This window comes from Parafrankia discariae, from assembly GCF_000373365.1.
GTDB classification, from domain to species: domain Bacteria; phylum Actinomycetota; class Actinomycetes; order Frankiales; family Frankiaceae; genus Parafrankia; species Parafrankia discariae.
On sequence record NZ_KB891263.1, the window covers coordinates 130376 to 155267 of the forward strand.

The following is a 24892-nucleotide window of genomic DNA, read 5'->3' on the forward strand; positions in this document are numbered from 1 at the left end:
TGTCGTCCGCTACTTTCCGCGCCATGACAGGAACACAGCCCGTCGGGACGGGGCCCCGGCCGCCCACCCGACTGCACACGGTCGTGCTCGGTGCCGGTGGCCGCGCCGGACGAGCCGTCAGCCGGGAGCTCGTCACCAGGGGGCACCGGGTGACCGGGGTGGTGCGGGACCTCCGCCGGCATTCCGCCCGCGCCGACTTCGCCGCCCTCGCGGGCCTCGGGGTCGACGTGGCCGAGGCGGACGTCACCCGCGGCGCCGACCTGGTGGAGATCCTCCCCGCGGCCGACGTCGTCATCGTGGCCGTCACGCCGTTCTCGGCCCCGCCGCCGTCGTTCGACGGTTTCGACGAGGCTTTCTACGAGAACGTCGTGGCCGGGGTGGTCGGCGCGGTGCGACGCTCGCCGGCGACCCGGCTGATCACGATCGGGCTGTTCGCCACGCTGACCCTGGCCGACGGGCGCACGGTCATGGACGATCCGGCGGTCTTCCCCCCGGGGCTCCTGCCCTTCGCGCGGGCGCACGCCCGCGAGCTGCCCGCGCTGCGCCGCCTCGCGTCCGGGCACGACTGGCTGGTCGTCACCCCACCCGCGGGGCTGCGGGCCGACGGCGCCGACGAGACGGCGGGCTACGCGCTCGTCGAACCACCCGTCGACCACCGCCTGTTCGACGGCGTGCTCGGCTACGGCCAGCTGGCACGGGCCGTGGCGGACCAGTCCGAGACCCCGACCCTGCACCGGACCCAGGTGGCCGTCCTGCCCACGCCGCCGTGACCGGGCGCCGGAGGGCCGGGCGCCGGAGGGCCGGGCGCCGGAGGGCCGGGCGCCGGAGGGCCGGGGCGGCGGGGGTGCCGCCGTCCCGGCCGTAGGTCGGATCAGGACCTGACGTACGGTCCCGTCCAGAGCTCCTTGTAGCGTTGCGCCGCCGCCTGGTGGTAGTCGTAGCCGCAGTCCTTGTCGTGCAGGGTGAACTTGCAGCTGTAGGCCTTCGATCCGTCGAAGTAGGACTCGTAGGCCAGCCCGGTCGGCGACGCGGCGGCGGTGGTGAACACCGTGCGCATCTGCGTGATGAACGCCGGGTCGGTCGAGCCCCACTCCTGGTCGTTGACGCCCCACTCGGGCACCGCCAGCGGGACGCCCTTCTCGGCGACCCAGGCCGCCCAGGCACCGATGCCCAGCGGTTCGCCGTGCGGCCCGCGCTTGTCCGGGTCGCGCAGCTGGCCGTTGTCACTGATCGCGTAGAAGTCCGGCCCGGCGGCGTCGACGTACTGCGCGCCCGGCCAGAACTCGGTGACGTCGACGTCCTGGTTGGAGCTCTCCGCATTGGGGTTCCACACCAGCTTGAAGTCCGGCGAGATGGACTTCACCACGTCGTGCCAGCGGATCCAGCAGGCCTTGAACGCCTCGGCGTCGCCCGGCTGCACGCTCCAGTGGTACCAGTTGCCGTTGAACTCCCAGCCGAGCCTGATGAAAGCGTCCTTGGACGGCCAGTACTCGACCAGCTTGTTCATGAGAGTCGAGATCTGGTCCTCGGTCGCGCAGTCCCTGACGTTCTGGTCGCCGGCGAACATCGGCTGGGCGAGGCTGAGCTCACCCGGCCAGGCGGCATCGGTGAAATACTGCTTGACCGTGTAGAGACCGTTCATCGACCCCCATGTGGTGACGCCGGTAGCCGGGTCCTTGGCGTCGTTCCACGTCTCGGAGATCTGGACCGGCCAGCCACGCCACGAAGCCCATTCATCGTGGTCGGCGTAGCCGGTACCGCTCAGCGCGGCCGCGGCGGGGGTCCCGCCGCCTCCGCCGGGTGCCGGACTGCTGCTCGGCGTCGCCCCGGCGGTGGGAGTGGCGCCCGTGGTGGGCGGTGTGCTCGGGCCGGGTGTGCCGGCGGGAGCGGTGCTGGTCGGGGCGGTGCTGGGCGGAACCGTGCTCGTCGGCGCGGCGGTGACCGAGGCGGTCGCGCTCGGTACCGGGCCGGCGCCGCCGCCCGAGCCCTGGGCCGGAAGGCAGGCGGACAGCCCCACCGCGGCGGCCGCGACAACCAGCGCGGCTCGCGCGGGCAGCACGGCCCTGTTTCTGGCCGCTGGTTTCGTCCGCCGGTTCTTCTGCATTGTTGACAGCATTGTCGATTTTTCTCCTCAGACGTTCGGGCATGTCCCCCTCCCCATCCCGTCTGCAATTAACGGCGCCGGTCACCGGCTTCTCCAAGGCCATTTGTCCGGACGCAGGGCGACCGTAGGAAAACGGTCGCCGAGTTGTCAACGGCCGGGAGTTCGACGACGCCGCATCCGTTGCGCCGACAACATCGCGCGCAATGCGGCGCATCGGCGGCGCCGGCTGGAATTGTGGCGCCGTCGTCTTCTCCGTGGTGTTTCCGGTCCGGCGGCCGGTGGGTCACGGGGCGTCTCGGACCGGCTGCGCGCACGGACATCCCCGGTGGCGCACGCGGTCCGGGGGTGTCCGCGGTGAGACGGCCGGCCGGCCGGCCCGGACAGCGGTTGATCTACCGGTCGGTAGCGGTGCCACTGTTCGAACCGCCCGCGGTGTCAAGTTCGTGACCGGCACCTTCGGGCCATGTCTTTCGTCCCATCAAGGCCCGCATGTCACCTCGCCACCTCGTCCGGCGCTCTCGGTGGCGGCGCTCTACCTGCAGCAGCGTCTGGGCGCGGGGCCGGACGGGGTGCGCGACGCGATCGTCGACACCGCGACCCGCGGCGCGCTCACCGGGATCGGTTCTGGCTCGCCGAACCTGCTGCTCTACTCGCGCGGGTCGGGCTTCTGAACTATTCAAGATAGTCAACAGAGTTGACGATTTACCCTGTCCAAAAACGATCTTGAAGATCTGAAGGGGCCCAGCACAACGGCCGGGCCCGACGGGGGAGACACGCTTCGCGTCAGCCCGTCGGGCCCGGCCCGCGCAGTGTGGCGAGGCCGTCCGCGAGGACGTCGATCGTGCCTTGGGGCGGGAGCAGGGCACGTGAGCTCCAGGGGAGTTCCGCGCGGACCTCCTCGGACGTGTGGCGGCCGCCCAGGATTCCGCCGGTGAGCGCGGCGACCGTGTCGGTGTCCCCGCCGAGACCGATCGCGGCTGGCAGCGCCGCGCCGAGCGTGGGCCGCGTCGCCACACAGTGCAACACGGCCCCGAGGGTCTCCACCGGGTCGAGGCTGACGCCGGCCGGCGGTGGCACCCACCGGCCCCGCTCGATCTCCCTGACCAGCGTGAAAAGTGACCGAACCTGGTCGGCTCCCGGCCGCGCGACGGGTTCGGCCGGCAGGGCGGCCCCGGCCGGCGCCTCGGCTTCGGCCAGTGTCTCGACTTCGGCCAGTGTCTCGGCTTCGGCCAGTGCCTCGACTTCGGCCAGTGCCTCGGCCTCCGCCACGGCCAGCAGCGTCGGCCCGTCCGCGCCCGCGACGGCCCAGCTCGCGCAGGCGGCGGCGATGACGGCCGCGGCCTGCGCGACCGGGTCGGGGTGGGTGATCGCTGACAGTGCGCGTACCCATCGGCGGCGGCGCGCCGCGTCGTCCGGCGCGGTGGCCCAGCCGATCGGCAGCGCCCGCATGAGGGCGCCGTTGGTACGGCCACCCCGCGCCGGTGGCCTGCCGTGCGCGCGGAAGTGGTCGATCGCGGCGATCGTGCTCGGACCCAGCCCGTGGATCGACGCCGCCCGGTCGGCCAGGGTCCCCAGCAGGGCGGCCGGATCGCCCGCGCCGCCGTGGGCGGTCAGGTGCTCGGCGACGAGCAGGGTCAGCGCCGTGTCGTCGGAGGTGCTGCCGCGTTCCCACCGCCCGCGGGCCGGGATGTCCGCGGCCCGCGGGACGTCGACGTCTTGGGGCGCGCTCCCCTCCCAGGGGAGCCCGAAGGCGTCGCCGCAGGCGTACGCCGTCAGCGCCCCCGCGATCCGCGCCGCGGCGGGCGTCGGGCCGGGCCGGTCCTCCGTGGATGTCCGGTCGCCGAGCGTCACGTCGATCACTATGGACCCGCCCGGCCGCCGTGGTTCGGCGTTCGCGCGATTCGCCTCGGATCCGTGGCCGGCCCGGCCGCGGGCTCAGACCGTCGCGGGAGGCTGGGTGCGGGCCGAGATCGCCACCCGGTTCCAGACGTTGATCGTCGCGATGGCGATCACCAGGTTCGCCACCTCCTCCTCGCTCCAGACCTTCGTCGCGCCGTCCCACACGTCGTCGGGGACGCCGTCCTGGCCGAGCCGGGTGACGGCGTCGGTCAGCGCGAGCGCCGCCCGCTCCTTCTCGCTGAAGAAGGGCGACTCGTGCCAGGCGGCGACCGCGAACAGCCGTCGGCTCGACTCGCCGGCGGCGAGCGCGTCGCGGCTGTGCAGGTCCACGCAGAACGCGCAGCCGTTCAGGATCGACGCGCGCAGCTTGACCAGTTCGAGCACGGTCCCGTCGACAACCGACCGGACGTACTTCTCCAGGCCCAGCACCGCCTTGTAGGCGTCCGGTACGACGCTCGCCATGTCGATGCGCTGCATGGTGACCTCCTCGTCATCGTGCGTGCCGTGGAAGGGTTCCACTTCGACGACGACGTTCCGGGGCGTGCCGTGACACCGTCACGATGTGCTCCCGGTCACATGATCGGGGCTCCCTGGGGCCGCCGCCAGCGGGCGGGCAGCCGCATCCCGCCGGCAGCGCACTCCCACCGGGGGGCGCCCGGTCAGCAGGGCTCGGGCGTGGCGGTGGCGACGACACCCTCCGGGCGGGCGCCGGCGGCGCACGGCGTCGCAGAGAGCGACGGGTCGGGCGTCGGCGGGGCGGACGCGTCGCCGGTGGGAGAGACGGCGTGCGTCGGCGTCGGCGACGCCGACGGGTCAATCTGGACGCCCACCGTCGGCGCGGGGTCGGCCGGAACGCCGGCCTGGGTCGGCGGCACACTGCCCGGCCCCGGCCCGGCCCAGCCGGTGCGCGCGACGGTGGCCGGCGTGACCATGGTGGGTCGGGAGGTGGGGGCGGGCGTGGTGGTGGCGGTGACGCCCCGCTGCGACGGGCCCGGGGACGGCTGGCCCGGGCCGCTCTCCGCCCGGGAGGCATCCGGCACGGTGAGCAGGACGACCACGCCGACGACGAGCCCGAAGGCGACGACGGCCGCGACCATGGCGGCACGGTCCCGCCGGCCCGAGGCCGCAAGCAGGCTCAGCCACGCCCGGGGGTCGGGCGGCCAGGCTCCCGGCTCCGCCCTGGCGTCGGTACCGGCCCCCCCGGCCTTGACCTTGGCCTTGGCGGTGGTGCCGGTGGTGGCGCCGACGCCGGTGGCGGCGGGGTCCTGGGCGGTCAGCAACGGTCCCGTCACCTCCGCCGCGTCGGACGCCGCCACCGCCGCCGCCACCGCGGCCGCGATGGCGGCGGCGGCGGTCCGACGCGGCCGGATCGACGGGTCGGTGATCTCGTTGCGGTTCTCGGTCAGCGCCGACAGCCGTGGCACGGGCACGGTGCCGAGCGAGGAGTCCCCACCCGGAGGCTCCTCCCACAGGCCGGGATCCGCGCGGGTCGCCAGTGGCTGGGTGGGCCGGTCGACGGCGCGGAACTTCGCCGGGCCGTCCCCGGGGCCGCCGGCCGGCCTGCCGGGACCGCGCGTCGCCGTCCGCCGGACGCCGGTGGCGGGCCCGCCGGAGTCGGCGGCGCCGGTCATCACGCCGGCCGAGGCCGAGGCCGAGGCCGCGGCCGCGATCCGTTCGGCGCGTTCGGAGCGTTCGGCCGGTGGTTCCCACTGCCAGGGGGTGAGCGCGTTCGCGGCCGCCCGAGCGGGATCGGGGGAGCCGCCGCGGGCGCCCGGTTCGGTGACCAGCGTCCGGACCAGCTCCGTCGCGCTCGGGCGGGCCTCGGGCCGGCGGGCCAGCGAGGCCCGTACGGCGGCCAGCAGGTCCGGTGGGACCCCGTCGAGGTCGGGCTGCTCGTCGCGGCGCAGCACGGTCAGCACGTCAGCCGGCTCGGCGCCGCCGAAGGGCGGGTGCCCGGTCGCCGCGTAGGTGACACAGGCACCCCAGGCGAACACGTCGGCCGCCGGGGTCGCGCGCTCACCGCGCAGCTGCTCGGGCGCCATCCAGGCGGGGGTGCCGACGAGGATGCCGGTGCGGGTGTGGGTCGGCGTGCCGCTGGCCCGGGCGATACCGAAGTCGATCACCTTCGGGCCGTCCCAGGCGAGCAGGATGTTGGACGGCTTGAGGTCGCGGTGCACGACGCCGACCGCGTGGATGGCGACGAGGGCGTCGGCGAGGCCCACCCCGAAGCCGTGCAGCAGCCGCTGTTCGAGCGGCCCGTGCCGGATCACCGCGTCGGCGAGGCTGGTGCCCTCGACGTACTCGACGGCCATCCAGGGCGAGGTCGCGTCGGGGTCGGCGTCGACGACCGCGGCGACGGCGCGGCCGCGGACCCGGCGGGCGGCCTCGACCTCGCGCCGGAACCGGGCGCGGAACTCGGGGTCGCCGGCGAGGCCCTCGGCGGGCACCTTGACGGCCGCGGCGCGGCCCTCGGCGGTGAAACCGAGGTACACCGAGCCCATCCCGCCGGCGCCGATCCGATTGTGGATCTCGAACGGGCCGATGCGCCGGGGGTCACCCGCCGCCAGCGGTGTCAGCACCGTGCCCCCTCGTTACCGGCCCGGCCGGGCCGTTGCGTCGATCCTGCGGTGGGCGTTGTCCGGCCCCTGTTCGTGATGTCGTGAGCGCGCGGCTTTCGCCCGACTGCGTCGGGCGTCCCACAATGCCAACTCTGGCGCCCGAATAGCGGTAGGCCCGTCCGGGTGCGTCCGTTGTGCCCGTCACACTCACCTGGCCGGGGGGTGGGCCGCCGGTTCTCGATGGCCACGTCAGCGGTGGTCGTCCACCGTCGGATCATCGGACGGGATGGGGTCGAGGGCCACGAAACCCGTGCCGTTCCAGCGGAAACGCACCGATGCCGTCCCCGTGGGTGTCGTTCCGTTCGCGGCGTAGGTCCGGTAGGTCACCGTCGCGTCAGTGTTCGTCCCGACCTCCACCGTGATGGCGTTGCTCGGCGCTTTGGTGTCGGTGCCCTGGTACGCGCCGTCGGCGAAGACGAAGGCCGTCTGGCGCTGCCGGCCGTCATCCCCCTGCCGGGTGCCGCGGACGAGGTTGAGCATCCGGTCCGGGTCGTAGGTGTCCATGTCGGGGGTGTAGCCGTGCTCGCGGACGACCCCGGCCGCCTCGTCGGCGCTCATCACCCGCCGCGGTGTCGAGGTGGACGTCGGCCCGCCCCCGGGTGTGGTAGGCGGCGTCGTGGTGGCATCCGGGCCGGGGCTCGTCGGGTCCGTGGTCGGCCCGGTCGGCCCGGCCGAGGCGGTGGGCCCGCCGTCGGGGCCGGTGGACGGGCTGCTCAACGTGGAGGTGACGCCCGGCCCCGTGGACGGGCCGGTTTGGCCGCCGTCCCCGTCGCCGCTCGAGAGCAGCAGGGCTCCCACGGTGACGCCACCGACGACGAGCAGCACGGCCAGGGCGGCGAGCACGGCCACCGGCGTCCCGCGGCGGCCGGGGTTGGGCTGCCCGCCGGCGTCGGGCCAGCCGCCGCGCGGGCCGGAGGCGTCGGGCCAGCCGCCGCGCGGCCCGGAGGAGTCGGACCAGCCGCGCGGCCCGGAGGCCGGCGGGCCGGGGTCGGGTCGGTGCGCCGGCTGGAAGCGCGCCCCGCCCGGAGACCCGTCGTGGGGACGGCCGCCCGCCGGCGGGTATCCACGCAGCGGCGCGGCGCCTCCGGGCGGGGTCGGCGGCAGGTTCCACCACCGGCTCATCAGGAGCCCGGTCGCCGCGTCCGAGTCGGCCGGGCCACCGACCGGCCGGCCGAGCAGCCCGCCGAGGATCTCGGCGGCGCTGGGCCGGGCGGCCGGCTCCTTGCGCAGCGCGGCGCGCACGTGTGGCTCGATGGTCGGTGGCAGGCGTTCCAGCACCGGCTCGCCGGTGAGGATCTGCAGGCCGACGGCCTCGGCCCGGTCGCCGCGGAACGCCGGCTGCCCGGCCGCCGCGAACGCGACGCACGCCCCCCACGCGAAGATGTCGGCGGCCGGGCCGGCGCGCTCGCCGCGCAGCTGCTCGGGCGCCATCCAGGTCAGCGTGCCGATGAGGCTGCCGGTCCGGGTGTGCGAGGTGTTGTTCTCGGCCCGGGCGATGCCGAAGTCGATGACCCGCGGCCCGTCCCAGGCCAGCAGGATGTTGGACGGCTTGAGGTCGCGGTGCACCACCCCGGCGGCGTGGATGGCGACCAGGGCGTCGGCCAGGCCGACGGCGAGCCCGGTGAGCAGGTGCTCGTCGAACGGGCCCCGGGTCGCGACCGCGTCGGTGAGGTTGCGGCCCTCGACGTACTCGGTGGCCATCCAGGGGCGCGTCCCGGTGAGGTCGGCGTCGATGACGGCGGCGACGGCGCTGCCGCGCACCCGCCGGGCGGCGTCCACCTCCTGGCGGAAGCGGGCGCGGAACTCGGGGTCGTCCACCAGCCCCGCCGAGGGAACCTTGATCGCGGCCGGCTTGCCGTCGTCGGAGAAGCCGAGATAGACGATGCCCATGCCGCCCGCGCCGATGCGGTTGGCCAGCCGGTACGGACCGATCCGCTGCGGGTCGTCCGTGGTCAGGGGCGTCAGCACCGCGTCCTGGACACCTCCTCGTGCGGGGGCGCCCTGCGGCGCTCGGTGGTGGCCTGCCCGGTGCGTTCGGTGCCGCCGGACGTTCCAGGTGGAACTGTCGGGAACGCCGGAAAGCGACTGGTCGGACTTTTCCGGTGATCCCAGACTGTGATGTTCCCAGAAGGCAGGGTGGAGGCACCACGCCAGGTGCCCGTATTGATGTCTGATCTGTCCTTGTAAGACATAATTCGTGCAGGTGGTGGGGTGGCGGGCGGCCGGGTGCCGACGGTCCGCGGGGCCGGCCCGCCATGATCGGATCGCGGTTCCGCTCGGTAACCGCGACCCTGGTGCCCTGACGCGGACGTCCTCGTGGGCCGGTCGCGCGGTGCGGAAGGAGGCCGGCCGTGGCCGTCATGAGTGTCGCGGGCCGTGCGGGCGGGGGGAGCCGGGCCCGGCCGGAGCCGGCCGACGTGATCCCGATGTTGTCCAGACACGTCCTGACCGACGGATACGACGTCGTCTGCGACCTGAAGGCCAGTACGGGCAGCACGATCGTCGACGCCCGCACCGGGACGCGCCACCTCGACCTCTACAGCTTCTTCGCCTCCGCGCCGCTCGGGATCAACCCGCCGGCCCTGCTGGGCGACCCGGAGTTCCTCGCCGAGCTCGCCCGGGCCGCCGTCAACAAGCCGGCGAACCCCGACCTGGCGACCGTCGCCTACGCCGAGTTCGTCGAGACCTTCGCCCGGGTGCTGGGCGACCCGGAGCTGCCGCACCTGTTCTTCGTCGAGGGCGGGTCGGCCGCCGTCGAGAACGCCCTCAAGTGCGCGTTCGACTGGAAGAGCCGGCACAACGAGGCGCACGGGCGGCCCCCCGAGCTCGGCGGGCGGGTGCTGCACCTGCGGTCGGCGTTCCACGGCCGTGGCGGGTACACCCTTTCGGCGACCAACACCGAGCCGGTCAAGACCGCGCGCTTCCCGGTCTTCGACTGGCCGCGGATCGACTGCCCGGCGATGACCTTCCCCTGCACCGGCGCGGCGCTGGACGCGGTGGTCGCCGCCGAACGGCGCGCGCTCGCCCAGGCCGAGGAGGCGTTCGACCGCCACCGCCACGACATCGCCTGCTTCCTCGCCGAGCCGATCCAGGGCGAGGGCGGGGACAACCACCTGCGCGGCGAGTTCCTGCGCGCGATGGCGGCGCTGTGCGAGCGTCACGACGCGCTGTTCGTCGTCGACGAGGTACAGACCGGGGTGGGCCTGACCGGCTCCGCCTGGGCGCACACCCAGCTGGGCCTGCGCCCGGACGTCGTCGCGTTCGGCAAGAAGGTCCAGCTCGGCGGGGTGATGGCCGGGCGGCGGGTGGACGAGGTCGCCGACAACGTCTTCCGGCTGCCCGGGCGGATCAGCTCCACCTGGGGCGGCGGGCTCGTCGACATGGTGCGCTCCCGGCGGATGCTGGAGATCATGGAGTCGGAGCGGCTGTTCGACCGGGCCGCCACCCTGGGCGCCGAACTGCTGGCCGGGCTCGAGGCACTGGCCCGCCGCCACCCCCGCCTGCTGTGCAACGCCCGCGGCCGTGGGTTGATGTGCGCCGTGGACCTGCCCGACCGCGCCCGGCGCGACGAGGCCGTCCGGCTGTTGCGGGAACGCGAGCACGTCCTGCTGCTGCCGTCGGGGGAGCGGGCGCTGCGGTTCCGCCCGGCGCTCACCATCGGCGCCGAGGAGCTCGCCGCCGGGGTGCGGGCCCTCGACCGCGTGCTCACCTCCCTGGCCACCCCCGTGTCCCCGGACGCCTCCACATCACCGGCCGTCCCCGTGTCCCCGGACGCGCCCGCACACGAGGAGAGAGCGCGATGACACTCGTTCATCCACGCCGGGTGGCGGCGGTGATCGGCGGTCGCCAGCACGACCTGTACGCCGCGGCCGGCCCGGCGGGCATCGCCCCGGAGACCGCCCGCGTCGTCAGCTCGACGAACCCGGCCCGCCTGAGCGACGTGGTCGCCGAGGTCGTGCTGGACGGGGCGGAGGCCATCGTCGCCGCCGCGGCCGCCGCCCGCGCCGCCCAGCGGGAGTGGGCGGACGTCCCGGCGCCGGTGCGCGGCGAGGTCATCGGCGCCTTCGGCCGGCTCGTAGAGGACAACGCGGAGACACTCGCCCGGCTGGTCACCCGGGAGATCGGCAAGCCGCTGGCGGAGGCGCGCGGCGAGGTCCGCGAGATCATCGACACCTGCGCGCTGTTCCGCGGCGAGGGCCGGCGCCCGCACGGCCAGACGGTGCCCTCCGAGATGCCCGACCGGGAGCTGTTCACCTACCGGGAGCCGCTCGGCGTGGTCATGGTGATCACCGCCGGCAACTTCCCGGTGGCGGTGCCCTCCTGGTACCTGGTGCCGGCGCTGCTGACCGGCAACGCGGTGGTGTGGAAGCCCGCCGAGTACGCCGCCGCCTGCGCCGCGGCCCTGATGGACCTGCTCACCGCCGCCGGCGTCCCGCCCGGGGTGGCGAACCTCGTCCTCGCCGACGGCCCGGTCACCTCGCTCGGCCTCGAACGCGCCCTGGAGGCCGGCCTCGTCGACAAGGTCGGCTTCACCGGCTCGACGTCCGTCGGCCGCTTCGTCGGCGCGCTGTGCGGGCGGCACCTGCAGTCGCCGTGCCTGGAGCTGGGCGGCAAGAACCCGATGGTGCTGGCCCCCGACGCCGACCTGGACGCCGCCGTCGCCGCCGCGCTGTTCGCCGGGTTCGGGACGGCCGGCCAGCGGTGCACCTCGCTGGGCACGGTGATCGCGCACGAGTCGGTGCACGGCGCGTTCCGGCGCCGGCTGGACGCCGCCGTCAGCGGCGCCGTGCTCGGCGACCCGACCCGTGACGTCCTCTACGGCCCGCTGCTCGACGCCCGGTTCGCCGCCGGGTTCGAGGACCACCTGGCGTGCGTGCGCGACCATCACGAGCCGTTCGGGTCCACCGCGCTCGGCCGGATCGGCCCGGCCAGCCCGCGGCGCGGGTTCGTCGGTGACCCCGAGACCGGCCTGTACTACCACCCGGTCGTCATCGACCGGGTGCGCCCCGACGACGAGCTGTTCACCGCGGAGACCTTCGGCCCGATCGTCGGGCTGACCACCTACCGCCACCTGGAGGAGGCCGCCGAGCTCGCGAACCTGCCCGGCTACGGGCTGTCCTCGTCGATCTTCACCGGGGACCCGGTGAGCGTCCGGCGCTTCCGGCGCGGGGTGCGCGCCGGGATGGTCAGCGTGAACACCTCCACCTCCGGCGCCGAGGCGCACCTGCCCTTCGGCGGCAACGGGCGCTCCGGCAACGGCGCCCGCCAGTCCGGCCAGTGGGTCCTCGACCAGATGACCCGCTGGCAGTCCCTGACCTGGGAACTGTCCGGCCGCCTGCAGAAGGCCCAGCTGGACGTCTCCGTCCCCCCGGCCGACCTCGGCTTCCGCCTGCCGCGCTGATCAGGGCGACGGTCAGTAGGAAGGCCGCAGCGGCTGGTGCGAGGCGCCGGAGTCGGGGCGTACGCCCAGGACCTGGTGGATCTGCGAGCGGCCGGCCTCGAAGCTGAGCGCGGAGCCGGCCATGTACAGCCGCCACACCCGGGCCCGGCCCGCCCCGACCAGCGCGACCGCCTCGTCCCACCGGTTCTCCAGGTTGGTGACCCACGCCCGCAGCGTCAGCGCGTAGTGCTCGCGCAGGTTCTCGACGTGGCGCACCTCGAAGCCGCCGGCCTGCATCAGCGTGACGAGCGCGCCGATCTCGTGCAGCTCCCCGTCGGGGAAGACGTAGCGGTGCAGGAAGTCGGCGTCGCGGGGCAGCGGGACCGGCCCGATCCGCGGCCGGCGGCGGGCCGCCCCGGCCGGGTCGCCCGGGAAGGAGATGCCGTGGTTGAGCAGCCGCCCGCCCGGCCGGAGCAGGCGGAACAGGGTGTCGAAGTAGACCGGGAGCTTCGCCCGGCCGACGTGCTCGACCATGCCCACCGAGCTGATCGCGTCGAACGGGCCGTCGGTGATCTCCCGGTAGTCCTGCAGCCGGATCTCGATCCGGTCCGCCAGGCCGGCCTCGGCGACCCGGCGGCGCGCCTCGGCGGCCTGCTCCGCGGAGATGGTGATCCCCACCGCCTCGACACCGTGGTGGCGCGCGGCGTGCAGCACCATGCCGCCCCAGCCGCAGCCGACGTCCAGCAGCCGCTCGCCGGGCCGCAGGCCGAGCTTGCGGCAGACCAGCTCGTGCTTGGCCGTCTGCGCGGCGGTCAGCCCGGTCTCCGGTGACTCCCAGACCGCGCACGAGTAGGTCATGGACGGCCCGAGGACCAGCCGGTAGAAGTCGTTCGAGACGTCGTAGTGGTGGGAGATGGCGGCGGCGTCGCGGGTGCGGCTGTGCTGGCGCCCGCGCCCGCGCAGCCGGGTCTCCTCGGGCGGCGGCTGCGGCGGCCGTGGGCCGAACTGCCGGACGAGCACCGCCAGCGCCCGCACCGCCGCCGGGGACGGTCGCAGCCGCGTGATCCGCTCCCGTAGCGCCAGCGCGGCGAAGACGTCCCCGTCGAGCTCGAGGTCGCCGGCCACGTAGCCGCGGGCGAACCCGAGTTCGCCGGGGTGGAACAGCGCCCGCCGCAGCGCGTGCGGTGAGCGGATGATCACCTTCGTCGAGGTGTCGGGCCCGATGGCGAACCCGTCCCACAATTCGACGCGGACCTCCGGGTCGGGTCCGAACAGGTCGAGCAGCAGGTCCCGACCGGCCCGGTCGACCTCGGGCGGCCAGTCGAAGCCCGCCGGCCGGGTCGCCGGTGGGCTCCACTGCCGAGGCGGCGCCGCGGATCTCTCGGGTGTGGATTGCTCGGGTTCTGTGTCGACGGGACGATCGACCGTCACATTGTCCTCCGGGTCCCGGGATACCGGGTCCGCCCGCCGGAGGCGCCGCCACCGGCCCGCGTCTTGCGCCACGCGACCCGGAGGCCGGTCTCGCGGTGTACGCGGAACTCGGCCCATCACTCTGCAAGGGCTGCGTCGGCGAAGGCAGGGCGACGCGACCCACGTCACGCCCATGGTCCCCCCACGGAGGGGTGTCGCAAACGGTGTCGTGGGTCGCGTCGCGCGTGTCGCGCTGGTGGGCCACCCGGCGGTGTCGCCGCGCGGGGCGACCGCGTGGGGCGCCGCGCGGGGCGGGGGTCCGCTCAGGCCACGGCGGAGGCACCCAGCAGGGCCTTGAGATCACCCATCAGCGCGGCGGTCCGCTGCACCTTGTACGCGTCGTCGAGCCGGAGCAGGGTCGTGCGGCTCGCCGACTGCAGGCGCAGGTGGACCTCGGTGGTGCCGGGGTGGTCGCCGAGCACCTCGCGCAGCCGGTCGACGGTCGGTGGGTTGACCCGCGACGCCGGCAGCGTGATCACGACCGGCGGGCTCAGGGCGTGCTCGCTGAGGTCGGGCACGGTCAGATCCGAGGCGACCAGACGCGGGGTGTCCTCCCGCTTGTCGATCCGCCCCTTGACGATGACGACCGCGTCCTCGGCGAGCTGGGTGGAGCAGGTCTCGTAGGTGGCCGGGAAGAACATGACCTCCAGGCCGCCCTCGAGATCCTCCACGGTGGCCAGGGCCCACAGTTTGCCCTGCTTGGTCACCTTGCGCTGCAGGCTGGAGATGATCCCGCCGATGGTGACGACCGAGCCGTCCGGGTAGTCGCCGCCGTTGAGGGAGGCGATGCCGCAGTCGGCCTTCGCCGCGAGGATGTGCTCGACCCCGAGCAGCGGATGGTCCGAGACGTACAGGCCGAGCATCTCCCGCTCGTGGGAGAGCAGTACGGACTTGTCCCATTCCTGGTCGGAGAACTCCTGCACGCCGAAGATGGGGGCGGTGTCCTCCGCGGCGTCGTCGCCGTCGAAGGCGAAGAGGTCGAACTGGCCCTCGGCGTTCTTCTTCTTCACGCCCATCACCGCGTCGACGGCCTGCTCGTGCTTTTCCACCAGGCCGCGGCGGGTGTGACCGAGGGTGTCGAACGCGCCGGCCTTGATGAGTGACTCGATCGTGCGCTTGTTGCAGGCGACGGCGTCGACCTTGTCGAGGAAGTCGGGGAACGAGGCGAACCGGCTCTTGGCCTTCCGGTTGCGCACGATCGACTCGACGACGTTGACGCCGACGTTGCGGATCGCGGCGAGGCCGACCTTGATCTCGTTGTCGCCGTGCGCGGTGTAGTCGGCGTCGGAGGTGTTCACGTCCGGCGGCAGGACGCGGATTCCCATTCGGCGGCACTCGTTGAGGTAGATGGCGCTTTTGTCCTTGTCGTCGCGCACCGAGGTCAGGAGGGCCGCCATGTACTCGGCCGGGAAGTTCGCCTTGAGATAGGCTGTCCAGTAGGAGACCAGACCGTAGCCGGCGGTGTGCGCCTTGTTGAAGGCGTAGTCGGAGAAGGGGACGAGAATGTCCCACAGGGTCTTGATGGCGGCCGGGGAGAACCCGCTGGCCTTCATGCCGTCGGAGAACGGCACGAACTCCTTGTCGAGGATCTCCTTCTTCTTCTTGCCCATCGCGCGGCGCAGCAGGTCGGCCTGGCCGAGGGTGTAGCCGGCGACCTTCTGCGCGATGGCCATGACCTGCTCCTGGTACACGATCAGGCCGTGGGTGGTGTCCAGGATGTCGGCCAGCGGCTCGGCGAGCTCGGGATGGATCGGGGTGATCTCCTGCTGGCCGTTCTTGCGCAGCGCGTAGTTGATGTGCGAGTTGGCGCCCATCGGCCCCGGCCGGTACAGGGCTAGGACGGCGGAGATGTCCTCGAAGTTGTCCGGGCGCATCATCCGCAGCAGCGAGCGCATCGGCCCGCCGTCGAGCTGGAACACCCCGAGGGTGTCGCCGCGGGCGAGCAGCTCGTAGGACGCGGTGTCGTTGAGTTCCAGGGCCATCAGGTCGATCTTGAAGCCGCGGTTCGCCTCCACGTTGCGCACCGCGTCGTCCATCACGGTGAGGTTGCGCAGGCCGAGGAAGTCCATCTTCAGCAGGCCGAGGTTCTCGCAGGTCGGGTAGTCGAACTGCGTGATGATCGCGCCGTCGGCGTCGCGGCGCCACACCGGGATGTGGTCGATGATCGGCTCGGCCGACATGATCACACCGGCGGCGTGCACACCCGCCTGGCGGATGAGCCCCTCCAGGCCCTTCGCCGTGTCGATGACCTTGCGGACGTCCGCGTCGGACTCGTAGAGGCCGCGGATCTCACCGGCCTCGCTGTAGCGGGGGTGCTTGGGGTCGAAGATCCCGCCGAGCGGGATGTCCTTGCCCATCACGGCCGGTGGCATCGCCTTGGTGATCCGGTCGCCCACCGCGTAGGGGTAGCCGAGGACCCGGGAGGAGTCCTTGATGGCGGCCTTGGCCTTGATGGTGCCGTAGGTGACGATCTGGGCGATGCGGTCGTCGCCCCACTTCTCGGTGACGTACCGGATCACGTCGCCGCGCCGACGTTCGTCGAAGTCGATGTCGATGTCCGGCATCGAGACGCGGTCGGGGTTGAGGAACCGCTCGAACAGCAGGCTGTGCGGGATGGGGTCGAGGTCGGTGATGCCCAGGGCGAAGGCGACCATGGAGCCCGCCGCGCTCCCGCGCCCGGGGCCGACCGGGATTCCCTGGCTCTTCGCCCACATGATGAAGTCGGCGACCACCAGGAAATAGGACGGGAAGCCCATCGCCAGGATGACCCCGAGCTCGTACTCGACCCGGGTGCGGTGCTCCTCGTCGAACCCGTCGGGGAACCGCCGGGCCATGCCCGCCCACGTCTCCTTGCGGAACCACGACTCGTCGGTCTCCCCGTCGGGGACGGGGAAGCGCGGCATCAGGTTCCGCTTGGTGAACATGCCCGCCGGGTCGACCCGCTCGGCGATCATCAGCGTCGTCTCGCAGCCCTGCTGCCAGGCGTCGGACGTGTCGATCGCGTACATCTGCTCGGCGCTCTTCAGGAAGTAGCCCGAGCCCTCGAACTGGAAGGCCGGGTTCGCCACCGTCGAGGCGGTCTGCACGCACAGCAGCGCGGCGTGGGTCGTCCGCTCGGACTCGTAGGTGTAGTGCGAGTCGTTGGTGACGACGAAACGCATGTCGAGCGCGCGGGCGATGTCGACCAGCCCGTCACGGACCCGGCGCTCGATCTCGATGCCGTGGTCCATGATCTCGCAGTAGTAGTTCTCGCGGCCGAAGATCTCCTGGTAGGTCGCGGCGGCCTTCAGCGCGGCGTCGTACTGGCCGAGCCGCAGCCTCGTCTGGACCTCGCCGGACGGGCACCCGGTCGTCGCCATCAGGCCCGCGGAGTGCTCGGAGATGATCTCCCGGTCCATGCGCGGCCACTTGATGTAATGGCCCTCGATGGATGCCCGGGAATTGAGCCGGAAAAGATTGTGCAGGCCCTCGGCGTTCCGCGCCCACACTGTCATGTGTGTGTAGGAGCCGCCACCGGAGACGTCGTCGCTCTTCTGGTGCGGCTCGCCCCAGCGGACGCGCTGCTTGAGCAGTCGTGATTCCGGCGCGACGTACGCCTCGCAGCCGATGATCGGTTTCACGCCCGCCGCGGTCGCCTGCTTGTAGAAGTCGTACGCCCCGTACATGTAGCCGTGGTCGGTGATCGCCACGGCGGGCATGCCCTGTCGCGAGACCTCGCTGAACATGTCCTTGAGTCGCGCCGCACCGTCGAGCATCGAGTACTCGGTGTGAACGTGAAGGTGGACGAAAGAGTTCGACATGTCGTCGGACCTTCCCGCGCGCGGAGGGCACGCCGGTCGATGCTCTGTGGGGGCTCGATGCTCGCTGGGGGGCGGTGCCGGGGCGGTCGCCCAGGGTGTTCGGGGTGTTCGGTGACGCGCTGAGAAACATGTGACGAGATTTAGGCGGTTCCCTCGTTCAATTGTTCTCAGGTTGATTCTCGGGGTGACGGTGACGGCATTGTGTCTCTCGGTGTCCGTGTGGGGTGCCGGTCGTCGTCCGGCGTCTTCCCAGCAGCCTAACCCGGCCCGCTGGGAGGGCTTCGGGAAGATGCCGACGTGTCCCACCCGGGGGCACGCAAACAGGCCGTCCCGCACCCGCCGGACACTTCAGCGGACTACATGCGGGACTACGCCGTCCGCGGGGCGCGCCGTTCGCGAGGCCCCCTCTTCGGGAGACGGGCGCGTCGCGGGACAGGCCGTCGCGGGACTACGGCCGCCGGCCGCCGACACGGGCCGCGGCGACGGCGGCCGCGACCGCCCGCACCGCCCGGTCGACATCGGCCTCGGTCGTCGTCCAGTTGCAGACCGAGACCCGCATCGCCACCCGGCCGCGCCACACCGTGCCCGACATGAACGCCTCCCCGCCCGCGACCACCAGGTCCGTGGTCGCGGCGGTCGTCGCGTCGTCGTCGTCCACCCGCACCAGCACCTGGTTGAGCTCGACCTCGTTGAGCACCGCGACGCCGTCCAGCGCGGCGAGGGACGTGGCGAAACGCCGCGCGTGCGCGCAGCAACGGTCGACCAGCTCGGTCAGGCCCGACCGCCCGAGCGAGCGCAACGCGGCGTACAGGGCGAACCCGCGGGCCCGCCTGCTGAACTCCGGCGTCCACTCCAGCGGGTCGAGCTCGCCGTCCGTGGCATGGACGAGGTAGTCGGCCCGGGTGGACATCGCCGCCCGGTGCGCCCGTTCGTCGGCGACGATCGCGATCCCGCAGTCGTAGGCCACGTTGAGCCACTTGTGCCCGTCCGTGGCCCAGGAGTCGGCAGCCGCCATCCCCGCGACCAGGTCCCGGCGCCGGGCCGACGCGGACACGGCCGCCCACAGCCCGAAGGCGCCGTCCACATGCACCCACGCCCCGTGCGCGTGGCCGATCGCGCAGATCTCCGCGAGCGGGTCGAAGGCGCCGGTGTTGATCTCGCCGGCCTGGGCCACCACGATCGCCGGGCCGGACCCGTCCGCGAGGGCCGCGCGCAGCGCGTCGGGCCGCATCCGCCCCGCCTCGTCCGCGGCCACCACCGTCAGCCGGCGGGTGCCGAACCCCAGCAGGCGCAGCGCGACGTCCACCGTGGTGTGTCGGTCGGCGCCCACCAGGATCCGCACCGGCGGGGCCCCGTGCAGGCCGTCGGCCTCCACATCCCAGCCGTGGCGGGCCAGCACCCGGTGCCGGGCGGCGCCCAGCGCGGTCACGTGCGCCATCTGGGTGCCGGTGGTGATCCCGACCGAGGCGGACGCGGGCAGTCCGAGCAGCTCCTTGACCCACGATCCGGCGACCGACTCGGCGGCGGCGGCCGCCGGGGCCAGGCTGGACAGGCCCGCGTTCTGGTCCCAGGCGACGGCCATCAGGTCGGCGGCCAGCGCCGCCGGCATGATCCCGCCGATCACGTACCCGAAGAAGCGTGGCGACCCGGTGGCGGTGAGCCCGTCGGCCGCCGCGGCGGCGAGCGCGTCGACGACCTCGACGGGATCAGCGGGCCCTGCCGGCAGCGGCCCGCCGAGCTGGGCGCGGATCTTCTCGAATCCCGAGGTCGGGGCGACGGGCCGCTGCCGCAGGCCGTCCAGATAGCCCGCGACATGCTCGAAGGCCCGCAGCGTCGTCGCCCGCACCGTCTCGGCCTGCGCTGCCGTGCCGTCGAGCGCCACCGGTCACCCCTCCAGTCCTGGACGGTCCGCGCCGGCCGCCGAGCCGTCCGCTTCCGTCTTCCCGTCGGCCGTTGCGGCCCGTCCGCGAGCTGTGTCCCGAGAATGCCGGACGTCCCGGCCCACCCGCGCGCCGGCGTGACCCTCCCGACTGCCGGCCCGGCGGCGAGGAGTCGTCCGTGCTGGATGTGGCGTTACGCGGCCCGAGACGTCCGGAGTGAGCACATCGGGCCCGCTACCGGAGGCGGGTCGGGATCACTGTGACCGCGGACACCTGGTGCGTAAGGATGCAGGTCCACTCGATACCGTTTTGGTATCCAGTGTCGATTCGGCGCCTCTTCGGAAAGGTGTTGCGCATGGAGCAGGACGAGTCGGTTGGCCCCGAGGTGGGGTCTGTGGTGCCAGGTCAGCGGGAGGTGGTCTCGGTGACGGCGGATGCCGCCGACCTCTCGGAGACGAGCACCGAGGGGCTCTCCTTCGGCCCGCTGGCGAACCCGAGGCGGCTACGACTGGGCGTGTCACCCTCGCTCTGACCGCTGTCGGGTGATCCTCCGGAGGTCGCGACCCGCGACCGGTCCAGGAGGCCGAGGCGAAACCAACGGTGCCCCGGAACGCGGATGCGTTCCGGGGCACCGTTCGTATGAGCGCCATCCTCAGGTCTGACCCGGCTTCGGGTCAGACCTGAGTCGATGGGTCAGGCTCCGGGAGCGGGGTGGGGGTCCACCCGCGGCGTGGGGCGGGTCTGGGCCGGGCCCCGGGCCGGGCGGCCCGGGCGGTGCGCGTCGCGGGCCGCCCCGGTGAAGGTGGAGCCGGCGGTACGGGCGCTCGGCCCGCCGCGCCGGTGGCCGCCCTCGCGCGGCGCGCCATCGCGCCGGCCCGAGTCCCGGCGGCCGCCGCCGTCGCGTCGGCCGTCACCACGCCGGCCCTCGCTGCGCTGGCGGCGAGCCTGGATGGTGGCCGGGTCGACCGGCGGCGCAGGCGGTCCGGCGAGCTCGATGACGATCGGGTCGTCGGGCAGCGTCGGGACCGGCTGGGTCGGGATGCCGACCGCCCGCAGCAGCGACCGGGCCTTGCCACGCTCGGCCGGCACGGTCACCAGGACGTCGGCGCCGTCAGCCCCGGCCCGGGCGGTACGCCCGCCGCGGTGCTGGTAGGTCTTGGCGTCCTCGGGCGGGCCCAGGTGCAGCACGAGGCTGATGCCGTCGACGTGGATGCCGCGGGCGGCGACGTCGGTGGCGACCAGCACCCGGTAGAACCCGTCGGTGAACCCGGCGAGCGCCCGGGTGCGGGCGCCCTGCGGCATGCCGCCGTGCAGGGGCTCGGCCGGTACCCCGGCCTCGGTGAGCGACTGCGCGACACGGTCGGCGTCGCGCTGGGTGCGCACGAACACCAGGGTGCGGCCGGCGCCGCAGGCGAGCGAGGTGACCAGCCGGAGCTGGGCGTTGCGGTCGACGGACTCCATCGCGTGCCGGGCCAGGGTCGAGACCTGCGACACCTCCGGGTCGACGGCGACGAGGACCGGCTCGGGCAGGTAGCCCCGGACGAGGACCTCGACCTCGCGGTCCAGCGTGGCGCTGAACAGCAGCCGCTGGCTGTCGGACGGGGTCATGTCCAGCAGCGCCTTGACCGCCGGGAGGAAACCGAGGTCGCACATGAAGTCGGCTTCGTCCAGGACGGTGATCTCGATCTCGTCGAGGATGCAGGCGTCGCGCTCGATCAGGTCGGTGAGCCGGCCCGGGGTGGCGACGACGAGGTGCACACCCCGGCGCATGGCCGAGATCTGCCGGCTGATCGACGTTCCGCCGTAGACCGGGGTCATCCACAGCCCCAGCGCCCGGGTGAGCGGGGCCAGCACGTCGTTGACCTGCTGGGCCAGCTCGCGGGTCGGGACGAGGATCAGCCCGCGGGGCTGACGGGGGCGGGCGGCGCCGGTGGTGGCGAGCCGGGCGAGCAGCGGCAGGCCGAACGCCAGGGTCTTGCCGGAGCCGGTGCGGGCCCGGCCGAGCACGTTCTCGCCGGCCAGCACGTCGGGCAACGTGGCGGCCTGGACCGGGAACGGCCCGTGGATGCCCTTGTCCGCGAGCGCGGAGACCAGCCGCGGGGGCAGACCCGCCTCGGCGAAGGACTCGGCGGGCGGACGGGGGGAACGGGTGGCGAGCGCCGGGCGCGCCGCCGGGCGCTCACCGCCACGGAACGGGGCGGGACGAGGCCCGCCGCGGCCGTGTCCGGTGGGACGGGTACGGCTGCCCCGGGAGGGACGGGCCGGACGGTGGGTGGGGGTGGGCTGGGTGCTGCGGGGCTGAGTCAGGGGATCCGCCGATCAGGTCAGGGCCGACAGAACAACGCCACGTCGGTTCCACGCGCCATGCGGCGTGGTCTACAAGCGCGGAAAGTGTCGTCCGGCGGCCAGGGGGGGCGGCCGGTTTTCACGCGACCGGACCCAACCGCGGTCTGAGACCGCCATGGCGCTCGCACCGACCTTCGGACACCCGGCCCGATTGGCCGGATGTCCCAGAGATCTTGTCTGCGCCTCGAGGTTGGTTGCCCTCGGTGACGCCGACATGAAGACGTTACCTCGTACCGGGCCGTGATCGGGGGCCGTGAGGTGTGTGGTTAACCATGCGGGGAGGAGGTTCTACGTCACATCCGGTCCAGTGAAGCACCGAACTGCGGTTCGGAGTCGGTTGGACGACATTTCCTCTTCAGATGACCTTGGAGACGTCAGCATACGCCGGAATGCCCATGCCTGGCGGGCATCTGTTACTGGGGGTGCACCCGGCCCGTTCGGGTGCGCGGCGCGCCGGCGGCGGGCGTCGGCGCCTGCCACCGGACCCGGCGTCGGCGCGGGCCCGTCGGGCTTCCCGGGCCTCCCGAACCGAGCGGGCTTCCCGGGCCGAGCGGGTCGCGCGGGCCCACCGGACCAGGCCGTGCCGCCCCCCGGTCCCGGCTGGCGGCGACCGCCCAGGCCAGGAGGGCCAGCGTGCCCACGAGCGCCCCGTAGGCCCCGATGACCCGGGTGTCCTCGCCGCGGGCGCGGGCCGCCGTCCAGCACACCGCCCCGACCCCGCCGACCAGCGCGGCCACCAGGACGGCCCGTAGCGCCGCGACGGCCATCCGTGGTGCGGCCCACGGCGCGGACCCGGCCGGGCCGGGTACGGCGCTACCAGGCACCGCCACGGTGGACGTGGCGGGCGCGGGCCCGGCCCGCCGCCGGGCCGTGCGCACCAGCGGCAGGGCGACCAGGGGACCGAGGACGACGGCCGCCACGAGCAGGTCGATCGGCGTGCTCAGGTGCGGGGTCACCAGGAGCCAGCTGCCGCCGGTGAACAGGGCGAGAGGCAGATCCGGGTCGCCCCCGGCGGCCGGACGGCCCGGGCCGCCGTGGGTGATCGCCAGCAGTGGGGCCACCAGCAGGAGCAGATAGTGGCTCCACACGATCGGCGAGGCCACGAGCGCCGCCGCCACCACGCCGGCGAACAGCAGCCCGTCGCCGCCGGGGCGCCCGCGGCCGCGGGCCAGCCACAGGCATCCGGCCAGCAGCAGGCCGGCGGTGGCCCGGGCGACCCAGGTGGCGGCGCCGAGGCCCAGCCCGACGTTCATCAGCAGCCCGGTGAGGCTCAGCCCGTCGGGCGCCTCCTCCCGGGCGAGGACCGACAGCATGTCGGCGTAGGTGCGCACCGCCACCGGGCTGTAGATCTCCCCGACGCCGAACAGCGCGGCCAGGGTGAGCAGGGCCACCGCTGTCGCGCGTGGCCGGCGGGTCAGCGCGAGCCAGAGCACGACGGGGACGAGGAAGAGCTTGCTGTACACGAGCACGGCGGTGAGGATCCCGGCCGCCACGGGGACGTCCCGCAGCCGCCACAGGGCCACCAGCCCGCAGAACAACAGCGCGTTGAGGGTGCCCATCTGCAGCCCGGTGATGGTGCAGGACGCGGTCAGCACCAGGGCGAACGTCCACCGGCCGGCGCCGGCGAGCCGGCAGGCGGCGAGCAGCGCGAGCACCGACAGCGCGATGAACAACTCAGCCGCGCCGGGGAGGGCCGAGAGCGGGACGAACGGCAGCGACACCAGGTACGGGTAGACGAAGGCGAAACCGGAGTAGACCTCGGGTGTCCCGGGAGGGGGATAGGGGTCACGGCCGTCGGCGACCGCCGCGCCGGCGCGCAGGAAGACGTCGACGTCGAAGTGGCCGATCGGGGCCACGTAGCCCACCCAGATCAGGGCGAGGAGCCCGGCGATGACCAGCGGGCCAGCCGCGGCGGCGCCCCGGTGTCGTCGTGCGGTCATGCGGCCTGGTCCGCTCGGCGCTCCACCCAAACCCCCGGGGTCGTCGTGTGCTGCGGCGGCCATGTTCCCACCCGTCGTTCCCACCGCTCAGAGCAGCAGCTCGGTGAGCAGGTGGATCACCAGCCCGGCGAGCGCGCCGACCACCGTCCCGTTGATGCGGATGAACTGCAGGTCCCGACCGACGTGCAGCTCGATCCGACGGGACGTGTCAGCCGGCTCCCAGCGGGCCACGGTGTCCCCGATGACGGCGGCGATGTCCTCGCGGTAGCGGCCGACGGCACGGGTGGCGACGTCGGCGGCGGCCCGGTTCACGGTGGCGGCCAGCTCCGGCTCGGTGGCGAGACGGTTCCCGAAGGCGGCCAGCTCCGCGGTGGCCCGGGTGCGCGCGGTTCCGCCCGGGTCCGTGGTCAGATCGAGCAGCACGCCGCGGGCGGTCGCCCAGATCGCCGACACGGCCCGGTCGGTCTCCGGGTGGGCGATGATCCGCCGTTTCAGCTCCTCCACCCGGTCGCCGAGCTCGTCGTCGGTGCGCAGCCGCTCGGCGAACGTGGTGAGGAAGGAGTCCAGCGCGCGGCGGACCCGGTGGTCGGGATCCGTCCGCAGATCGGTGGCGAACCGCAGCGCCTCGGCGTACGCCTTGGCGGCGACCGCCTCGTCGAGCCATTTCGGGGACCAGGCCGGCGCCTGCTCCCGGACCATCCGCACGACCGTGTCCGGGTTCTGCTTCAGCCAGTCGTCGATCTCGGTGACGAGCAGGTCGACCAGGTGGTGATGGGTGCCCTCCGCGACCACCCGGTCCAGGGCCACCCCGAGCACGCCCGCCCACCGTCGCTCCACGAGCCGGGGCAGGACGGTCTTCTCGACCAGCTCGCGGACAAGGTCGTCACTGATGCCGGAGATCAGCGAGGCCACCCGCGCCGAGACCTCGGAGGTGACCCGCTCGGCGTTCTCCCGGCGGCGCAGCCAGGCCCCGACCCGGCCGGCGACCCCGAGCTGGTCCAGCTTCTCGCGGACCACCTCCTCGGCGAGGAAATGCGTCCCGACGAAGTTCTGCAGGCCGCGGCCGAGGGCGTCCTTGCGGCGTGGGATGATCGCGGTGTGCGGGATCGGCAGCCCGAGCGGGTGCCGGAACAGCGCGGTGACCGCGAACCAGTCGGCCAGCGCGCCGACCGTGCCGGCCTCCGCCGCGGCCGCCACATAGCCGACCCAGCCCGGCCCGCCGGAGGCGTCCCACCGCCAGGCGACGACGTACACGGTGACCATGAAGGCGAGCAGCCCGGTCGCGATGGTGCGCATCCGGCGCAGCCCCTGGCGCATCCGGGCCTCGCTGAACGGGTCGCCGCCGAGATCGCGGGGGCCGCCGATGCCGGCCCCGTCCGTCGCTGTCAGTGTCATCCGCGCCCGCCCGCCCGCTGTCCGCCCGCCCGCCGACCCGCTCCGGCGGGGAGACAGCAA

16 protein-coding genes are annotated in these 24892 nt (G+C 73.7%); 5 read left to right on the top strand and 11 right to left on the bottom strand.

The window, feature by feature from the left end; all coding sequences use genetic code 11:
* Positions 1 to 23 precede the first annotated feature (23 nt).
* Positions 24 to 770: an NAD(P)-dependent oxidoreductase gene (locus B056_RS0130615; RefSeq protein WP_076784807.1), complete on the top strand. Its 747-nt coding sequence runs from the start codon at positions 24 to 26 to the stop codon at positions 768 to 770.
* A gap of 101 nt (positions 771 to 871) precedes the next feature.
* Here the strand turns inward: B056_RS0130615 and B056_RS45010 are convergent, their stop codons facing one another.
* Entirely contained in the window at positions 872 to 2059 is a 1188-nt protein-coding gene (locus B056_RS45010) for a glycoside hydrolase family 26 protein (protein ID WP_018505663.1), read from the bottom strand.
* A 566-nt stretch (positions 2060 to 2625) separates the two neighbouring features.
* On the opposite strand from B056_RS45010, the gene B056_RS43240 reads away from it, so the two are divergent.
* A complete protein-coding gene (locus B056_RS43240) occupies positions 2626 to 2775 on the top strand; it encodes a hypothetical protein (RefSeq protein ID WP_018505664.1) in 150 nt (49 codons plus the stop codon).
* Positions 2776 to 2887: 112 nt separating this feature from the next.
* Here B056_RS43240 and B056_RS0130630 read toward each other — a convergent pair whose 3' ends face one another.
* From B056_RS0130630 to B056_RS0130645, 4 genes are all read right to left on the bottom strand, one after another.
* The gene (locus B056_RS0130630) at positions 2888 to 3955 is read right to left on the bottom strand and encodes an ADP-ribosylglycohydrolase family protein (RefSeq protein WP_063826681.1); all 1068 of its coding nucleotides are present in this window, start codon (positions 3953 to 3955) and stop codon (positions 2888 to 2890) included.
* 84 nt (positions 3956 to 4039) lie between these two features.
* Positions 4040 to 4480 carry a carboxymuconolactone decarboxylase family protein gene (locus B056_RS0130635; RefSeq protein ID WP_026240334.1) on the bottom strand — a complete coding sequence of 147 codons (441 nt, stop codon included), beginning with the start codon at positions 4478 to 4480 and terminating at the stop codon, positions 4040 to 4042.
* A gap of 182 nt (positions 4481 to 4662) precedes the next feature.
* Positions 4663 to 6582, bottom strand: a complete 1920-nt coding sequence (locus B056_RS0130640; protein WP_018505667.1) for a serine/threonine-protein kinase — start codon at positions 6580 to 6582, stop codon at positions 4663 to 4665.
* 228 nt (positions 6583 to 6810) lie between these two features.
* Positions 6811 to 8589, bottom strand: coding sequence for a protein kinase domain-containing protein (locus B056_RS0130645; protein ID WP_018505668.1), 1779 nt, complete (start codon positions 8587 to 8589; stop codon positions 6811 to 6813).
* A 392-nt stretch (positions 8590 to 8981) separates the two neighbouring features.
* On the opposite strand from B056_RS0130645, the gene lat reads away from it, so the two are divergent.
* Together lat and B056_RS0130655 are read left to right on the top strand one after the other, a co-directional pair.
* Positions 8982 to 10424, top strand: a complete 1443-nt coding sequence (gene lat, locus B056_RS38625; protein ID WP_230203279.1) for an L-lysine 6-transaminase — start codon at positions 8982 to 8984, stop codon at positions 10422 to 10424.
* Complete coding sequence (locus tag B056_RS0130655; protein ID WP_026240335.1) at positions 10421 to 12022, top strand: aldehyde dehydrogenase family protein; 1602 nt, start codon at positions 10421 to 10423, stop codon at positions 12020 to 12022. Before lat ends, B056_RS0130655 begins: the two co-directional genes overlap by 4 nt.
* A 12-nt stretch (positions 12023 to 12034) precedes the next feature.
* Here the strand turns inward: B056_RS0130655 and B056_RS0130660 are convergent, their stop codons facing one another.
* The 3 genes from B056_RS0130660 to B056_RS0130670 all read right to left on the bottom strand — a co-directional run bounded on the left by B056_RS0130660 (position 12035) and on the right by B056_RS0130670 (position 19153).
* Positions 12035 to 13432: an SAM-dependent methyltransferase gene (locus B056_RS0130660; RefSeq protein ID WP_020572801.1), complete on the bottom strand. Its 1398-nt coding sequence runs from the start codon at positions 13430 to 13432 to the stop codon at positions 12035 to 12037.
* A gap of 302 nt (positions 13433 to 13734) precedes the next feature.
* Positions 13735 to 17271, bottom strand: coding sequence for a DNA polymerase III subunit alpha (dnaE, locus tag B056_RS0130665; protein WP_018505672.1), 3537 nt, complete (start codon positions 17269 to 17271; stop codon positions 13735 to 13737).
* Positions 17272 to 17719: 448 nt separating this feature from the next.
* Positions 17720 to 19153 (bottom strand): pyridoxal phosphate-dependent decarboxylase family protein, encoded by a 1434-nt coding sequence (locus tag B056_RS0130670; protein ID WP_018505673.1) that lies wholly within the window; start codon positions 19151 to 19153, stop codon positions 17720 to 17722.
* A 353-nt stretch (positions 19154 to 19506) separates the two neighbouring features.
* Here B056_RS0130670 and B056_RS45015 point away from each other — a divergent pair, with 353 nt between their 5' ends.
* Positions 19507 to 19683, top strand: coding sequence for a hypothetical protein (locus B056_RS45015; protein ID WP_230203274.1), 177 nt, complete (start codon positions 19507 to 19509; stop codon positions 19681 to 19683).
* Positions 19684 to 19844: 161 nt separating this feature from the next.
* On the opposite strand, the gene B056_RS0130680 is transcribed toward B056_RS45015, so the two are convergent.
* The 3 genes from B056_RS0130680 to B056_RS0130690 all read right to left on the bottom strand — a co-directional run bounded on the left by B056_RS0130680 (position 19845) and on the right by B056_RS0130690 (position 24832).
* Positions 19845 to 21185 carry a DEAD/DEAH box helicase gene (locus B056_RS0130680; protein WP_020572802.1) on the bottom strand — a complete coding sequence of 447 codons (1341 nt, stop codon included), beginning with the start codon at positions 21183 to 21185 and terminating at the stop codon, positions 19845 to 19847.
* A 725-nt stretch (positions 21186 to 21910) separates the two neighbouring features.
* Complete coding sequence (locus B056_RS0130685) at positions 21911 to 23437, bottom strand: glycosyltransferase 87 family protein (protein ID WP_018505676.1); 1527 nt, start codon at positions 23435 to 23437, stop codon at positions 21911 to 21913.
* A gap of 87 nt (positions 23438 to 23524) precedes the next feature.
* Positions 23525 to 24832 (bottom strand): DUF445 domain-containing protein, encoded by a 1308-nt coding sequence (locus B056_RS0130690; RefSeq protein ID WP_018505677.1) that lies wholly within the window; start codon positions 24830 to 24832, stop codon positions 23525 to 23527.
* Positions 24833 to 24892 lie beyond the last annotated feature (60 nt).

Excerpts from the sequence above, each read along its gene's own strand:
- B056_RS0130615 (WP_076784807.1), top strand. The coding sequence starts at position 24 with ATGACAGGAACACAGCCCGTCGGGACGGGGCCCCGGCCGCCCACCCGA.
- B056_RS0130635 (WP_026240334.1), bottom strand. The coding sequence starts at position 4,480 with ATGCAGCGCATCGACATGGCGAGCGTCGTACCGGACGCCTACAAGGCG.
- lat (WP_230203279.1), top strand. The coding sequence starts at position 8,982 with ATGAGTGTCGCGGGCCGTGCGGGCGGGGGGAGCCGGGCCCGGCCGGAG.
- B056_RS0130655 (WP_026240335.1), top strand. The coding sequence starts at position 10,421 with ATGACACTCGTTCATCCACGCCGGGTGGCGGCGGTGATCGGCGGTCGC.
- dnaE (WP_018505672.1), bottom strand. The coding sequence starts at position 17,271 with ATGTCGAACTCTTTCGTCCACCTTCACGTTCACACCGAGTACTCGATG.
- B056_RS45015 (WP_230203274.1), top strand. The coding sequence starts at position 19,507 with ATGGAGCAGGACGAGTCGGTTGGCCCCGAGGTGGGGTCTGTGGTGCCA.
- B056_RS0130685 (WP_018505676.1), bottom strand. The coding sequence starts at position 23,437 with ATGACCGCACGACGACACCGGGGCGCCGCCGCGGCTGGCCCGCTGGTC.
- B056_RS0130690 (WP_018505677.1), bottom strand. The coding sequence starts at position 24,832 with ATGACACTGACAGCGACGGACGGGGCCGGCATCGGCGGCCCCCGCGAT.